Genomic DNA, 5,502 nt, shown 5'->3' on the forward strand with positions numbered 1-5,502 from the left:
TCGCCGAGTCCTACGAGCGCATCCACCGCTCCAACCTCATCGGCATGGGCGTCCTGCCGCTCCAGTTCCCGGAGGGCGCCTCGGCCGAGTCCCTCGGCCTGACCGGCGAGGAGACCTTCTCCTTCACCGGCGTCGAGGAGCTGAACAACGGCACCACCCCGCGCACGGTGAAGGTCACCACCGACACCGGCGTCGAGTTCGACGCGGTCGTCCGCATCGACACCCCCGGCGAGGCGGACTACTACCGCAACGGCGGCATCATGCAGTACGTCCTGCGCAGCCTGATCCGCAAGTAACAACCAAGCACCACACCAAGCGGGTTGAGGGCCGCACCCCCGTCCCACGGGGGTGCGGCCCTCCGCCGTGTACCAGCAGCGGGGGCACAGGATGTGGGACGGGCCGTTCTACCGGGTCCGGCGGGACGGGTACGAGATCCTCTTCGTGCCCGACGCGGACACACCTCTCGACGAGATCGACGACGTCGACATGTGGGTGATCCTCGACGACGGCGAACGCTGGTCGGGGACCGTCCACACCCTCGACGTCGTGCACCGGAACATGGACGCGTGCCGCGACTCCGGCGAATGCCTCGGCGGCCGGTACTTCTACGTCTGGGACGGGCTGATCGTCCGGGACGCGGGGATCGACGCGATGGTGGAGGTCGTGGACGAACTGGTCCGCACCGGGGACTACCGCAGCGTCTTCCGGGACGTCGGACCGGAAGAGGACGACGACGAGGACGCGTAGCACGACGGGACCGGCGAACCCCGTTTACAAGTCACCCCCACAGCGCTACCTTCCGCCACAGGTGTGGTGGGAGCGCTCCCATGAGTAATCCCCTCCCGGCGGACCGGAACCCGCCGGGAGGGGGTGGGGCGCTCCTGCCCCACCCCCTCCCCGACGGGGCGGACGGTCACGCCAGGAGTTCGATCTCCGCGAGTGCCGACTCGCCGCTCAGCACCAGGCGGTACTTCGCGTACGTCCCCGGTTTGGACACCGTGAACGCCCGGGTCTGGCGGTCCCAGGTGAACGACTGGCCGGACCGGGTGTCCAGTGTCTTCCACGTGGTGCCGTCCGCCGAGCCCTGGAGGGTCCAGCCGGACGGTGCCTTCGTGCGGTCGGCGGCCGAGGTCAGCGTGTACTGGACTGCCTTCGTGGCACCGGTGACCGGCAGGTCGACCGTCGTGACGGTGGCCGAGGACGCCGAGGTGTCGTCGAACAGCGCCCCCTCGCCCTTCAGTACGTCCGCCCGAGGCGCCGGCACCTTGTCGTCCTGGGTGATCGACACCGGCGCCGCGTTCTTGCCGGTGCCCCACGACGACGGCTTCGGCCCCATGTCGAACTCCAGCACCCCGCCCTTCGCCAGCAGCGAGTGGGGCAGTGAAGTCGACGTCCAGGCACGGCCGTTGACCCGCAGACCCTGCACGTACACGTTCTTCGCGCTGTTCTTCGGCGCCTTGACCACCAGGTCCCGTCCGTTCTCCAGATGGACGGTGGCCTTCTTGAACAGCGGGGAGCCGACGGCGTATTCGCCGCTGCCCATCACCAGCGGGTAGAAGCCGAGCGCCGAGAACAGGTACCAGGCCGACTGCTCGCCGTTGTCCTCGTCGCCGTGGTAGCCCTGCCCGATCTCGCTGCCGGTGTACAGACGCGACAGCACCTCACGGACGTTCTTCTGCGCCTTCCAGGGCTGCCCGGCCGCGTCGTACATGTAGATGACGTGGTGGGCGACCTGGTTGGAGTGCCCGTACATCCCGAGCCGGACGTCCCGCGCCTCGGTCATCTCGTGGATGACCCCGCCGTAGGAGCCGACGAACTCCGGGGACGCGGTCTCGGGCGTGGCGAAGTACTCGTCGAGCTTGTCGGCGAGCCCGCCGCGGCCGCCGTACAGGTTGGCCAGACCGCGGCTGTCCTGCGGGGCGGTGAAGGCGTAGCCCCAGCCGTTGGTCTCCGTGTAGTCGTGGCCCCACACCCGCGGGTCGTACGCGGACGACTCCACGCGCCAGCCGCCCTGCGCGTTGCGGCCCTGGAAGAAACCGGCCTTGGAGTCGAACAGGTTCACGTAGTCCCGGGCGCGGTTGAGGAAGTACTCCGACTCCTCCTTGTAGCGCTTCTCACCGGTCTTCTTGTAGAGCGCCTCGCCCATCTTCGCGATGCCGTAGTCGTTGACGTATCCCTCCATCGCCCAGGAGAGGCCCTCGTGGGTGGTGGTGGAGGTGTAGCCGAGGAACGGCGAGGTAGCCATGCCCTTGCGGCCCACACCGGAGGACGGCGGGACGACGGTCGCGTTCTTCACGGCCGCGTCGTACGCCGCCTTCGCGTCGAAGCCGACGCCCTTGACGTACGCGTCGGCGAACGCCACGTCCGAGGAGGTGCCGGTCATCAGGTCCGCGTAGCCGGGGGAGGACCAGCGCGAGGTCCAGCCGCCGTCCTTGTACTGCTGGACGAACCCGTCGACCATCTCGCCCGTCTGAGAGGGCGTCAGGAAGGAGTACGCCGGCCACGTGGTCCGATAGGTGTCCCAGAAGCCGTTGTTGACGTACACCTTGCCGTCGACGATCTTCGCGCCGGTGTGCGTCGGGGTGTCCGGGTTGGGCATCGGCGAGAACGGCGACGCGTACTGGTACTTGGAACCGACCTTCTCGAAGCCGGAGTTGGGGTACAGGTACAGCCGGTACAGGCTGGAGTACAGGGTGGTGAGCTGGTCCGGCGTGGCGCCCTCGACCTCGACCTTGCCGAGGATCCGGTCCCAGGCACGCTGGGCGCGCTTCTTGACCGTGTCGAAGGAGGTGCCCTCCGGGATCTCCTGGCGCAGATTGTCCTTGGCCTGGTCGACGCCGATCAGCGAGGTGGCCAGGCGCAGGGTGACCGTGCGGTCGGCGCCCGCGTCGAAGCGCAGATGCCCCTTGACGCCGCTGGAGGCCCCGCTCGTCACGGGCTTGTCGAACACGCCGTAGACGAAGAGCCGGGTGGCGCCCGTCGACAGCCCGGACTTGACGTCCGAGTAGCCGGTGACGATCCCGTTCTCGGTGTCGAGCGTGAGCCCCGCCTGGTCCGTGACGTTGTCGAACAGCACGCTCGCGTCGGCGCCGGGGTAGGTGAAGCGCAGCGCCGCCGCGTGGTCGGTCGGGGTCATCTCGGCCTTCAGGCCGTTCTCGAACCGTACGCCGTAGTAGTACGGCCGCGCGGTCTCGTTCTCGTGCCGGAAGGCCAGCTCCCGCGCCTCCCGGCCGGTGTCCGGGGTGCCGGACGCGGCGGACGGCATCACCTGGAAGGTCTGCCGGTCGCCCATCCAGGGGCTCGGCTCATGGCTCGCGCTGAAGGACTGGATCGTCGGCAGGTTGTCGTCGCTGTTGCCGCGCGCGTAGTCGTAGAGCCAGCTCAACGACGCCGCATTGGTCACCGGGGTCCAGAAGTTGAAGCCGTGCGGCACGGCCGTCGCGGGGAAGTTGTTGCCGCGGGAGAAGCCGCCGCTGGAGTTGGTGCCGCGGGTCGTCAGCGCGTAGTCGGACAGATGCGCCTTCGGCTTCTCGGGCGCCGCCCGGTCGATCACGACGTCGTCCAGCCAGCCGCGGAACTTCGCCGGGCCGCCGGGGGAGTCGTACGCCACCAGGATCCGGTCGACGGTCCTGCCGGCCGCGACCGACCCGATCCGCGAGACCACGTTGTTCCACTGGTTGACGTAGAGCACCTTGGACGCGCCCTGTTCCCGGGGCGTCAGCCCGAACCCGTGCTGGTCGCTCGCGCCGAGGCCGCCGAGCGAGGTGCCGTCGGTGAAGACCAGGTCCACGGAGACGTTCGTGGCGGCGTAGTCGCGGTCGCCGTCCGCCATCGACGGGAAGATCCGGTAGGAGAGCCGGGTGTCGCGGCCGACGGCCACGTTCACGTCGAAGACCTTGTTGTACGAGTACGCCCGCCCGGTCGCCGTATGGCGTCCCGCGTACCGCAGGGCCTTCTTGCCGGTGAAGCCGGCGCCCGCCTTGGCGGTCGGGGAGCCGCTCGGACCGCGGTCGACCAGCGACAGCATGTCCTGCGGCACCGGGTTGTCACCGCCGCCGGTGGAGAACTGCACGTCGGCGAGCTGGAGGATGCCCGAGGCGCCGTTGTTCCTCGTGACGTCGAGCCGGAAGTACCGGTACTCGGCCGGTTCGGCGAGGTCGTAGCTCTTGGTCCGGAACCGCTCGGGGAAGGACTCGCCGGCCCGGGTGTCGACCGTCTTCCAGTCCTTGCCGTCCGTGGACCCCTTCAACGTCCAGTCCCTGGGGTCGCGTTCGGCGTAGTCGTTGGCCGAGGTGAGGGCGTAGGTCGCGAGCTTGACGGGTTTGTCGAAGTCGAACTCCACCCAGCCGGTGGTGGCGAACGTCAGCCACTTGGTGGTCGGTTCGCCGTCGACGAGGTTCTCCTTCACCTCCCCGCCGCCGGTGTTCTCGCTGCTCGCCCGCACGTCCGTGACGTGATCGGTGACATTGCCCGGGATGCCGGAGCTGTAGCCGCCGTCCACGCCCGAGGCGCGCTTGGCGCCGCCGGCCGTGGTGTCCACGGTGTTCAGCCAGTCCGGCGCCGGCTCGTCCGCCTCGAACGAGGACGCGAACTCCCGGTCGGCCTTGGCCGGTTTGTCCGGCAGTGCGACGGCGGCCCCCTGCGAGGCCACCGCCAAGGTGAAAGCAGCCGTGACGACGACGGCCGGACCCCATCCGTGCCGCGCTCTGTGCCGCATACGCCAGCACCCTCCCTGCGATCGTCTGGACAACGTTGTCAAAACTCGACGCAAGGACCAGTAGTGGGTCAAGTGGCCAGCGATGTCAAGGGTGTTGACCGTGGCGTCCGGGGGGTATGTCGCGACTTTTCCGTCACGCCGTGCACAGCCGGTTCATAAGTCCGGACCAGGTCGGTTCATATGTCCGGCAGGTCTCAACTCGGAAAAGACCGATGACCAACCTTGCATTCGATCTTGCCCGGCTGGCGGGAAGTGGACTATACCTGTCGGCAATTCACGCGATCCGCACGACCCTGCTTGACCTGACCGCGGTGCCGGGAAGGATCCGGTTCACCGCCTGAGTCCTGGAGAAGGCGAGGACTTGAGCATGGGATCCACCTCCGAGAATGATCACTCCACGGGTGTCGGCCGCCGCGATCTGATCAGGCGGTCCGCCGCACTGGGCCTGTTGTCCGTCCCCACGATGAGTTTCCTGGTCTCCTGTGCCAGCAGCGGTGGCGGCAGCGAGGACAAGGCCAAAGCGGGAAAGAAGACGGACAAGAACCCGCTCGCGGTCAATGAGACCGCCCAGATGGAATTCGTCCTCTTCGACGGCGGTTTCGGCAAGGAGTACGCCGAGGACGCCGTGAAGATCTACGAGAAGAACTTCCCCGGCGCCACGGTGAAGTTCGCGGCCACCCAGAAGATCCAGTCCACGCTCCAGCCCCGCTTCAACCAGGGCACCCCGCCCGACCTCATCGACAACTCCGGTGCCGAGCAGATGGACATGGGCGTCCTGGTCGGCA

3 protein-coding genes and 2 pseudogenes are annotated in these 5,502 nt (G+C 68.2%); 4 read left to right on the forward strand and 1 reads right to left on the reverse strand.

Annotation, left to right across the window (positions count from 1 at the left end):
- Both acnA and G6W55_RS36830 read left to right on the forward strand, forming a co-directional pair.
- Positions 1 to 296, forward strand: a pseudogene (gene acnA / locus G6W55_RS36825) (aconitate hydratase); the annotation flags it as partial.
- Between the two features lie 67 nt (positions 297 to 363).
- Positions 364 to 747 (forward strand): hypothetical protein, encoded by a 384-nt coding sequence (locus G6W55_RS36830; protein ID WP_309243885.1) that lies wholly within the window; start codon positions 364 to 366, stop codon positions 745 to 747.
- 166 nt (positions 748 to 913) lie between these two features.
- Here G6W55_RS36830 and G6W55_RS36835 read toward each other — a convergent pair whose 3' ends face one another.
- On the reverse strand, positions 914 to 4,717 hold the full coding sequence (locus G6W55_RS36835; RefSeq protein ID WP_175524963.1) for a GH92 family glycosyl hydrolase: 3,804 nt from the start codon (positions 4,715 to 4,717) through the stop codon (positions 914 to 916).
- Between the two features lie 212 nt (positions 4,718 to 4,929).
- On the opposite strand from G6W55_RS36835, the gene G6W55_RS39355 reads away from it, so the two are divergent.
- Positions 4,930 to 5,058, forward strand: coding sequence for a hypothetical protein (locus G6W55_RS39355; protein ID WP_256861367.1), 129 nt, complete (start codon positions 4,930 to 4,932; stop codon positions 5,056 to 5,058).
- Between the two features lie 26 nt (positions 5,059 to 5,084).
- Positions 5,085 to 5,502 (forward strand): annotated as a pseudogene (locus tag G6W55_RS36840) (carbohydrate ABC transporter, N-acetylglucosamine/diacetylchitobiose-binding protein); the annotation flags it as partial.

The sequence above is a fragment of the Streptomyces sp. CAI-85 genome (assembly GCF_013363615.1).
Classification (GTDB): domain Bacteria; phylum Actinomycetota; class Actinomycetes; order Streptomycetales; family Streptomycetaceae; genus Streptomyces; species Streptomyces antibioticus_B.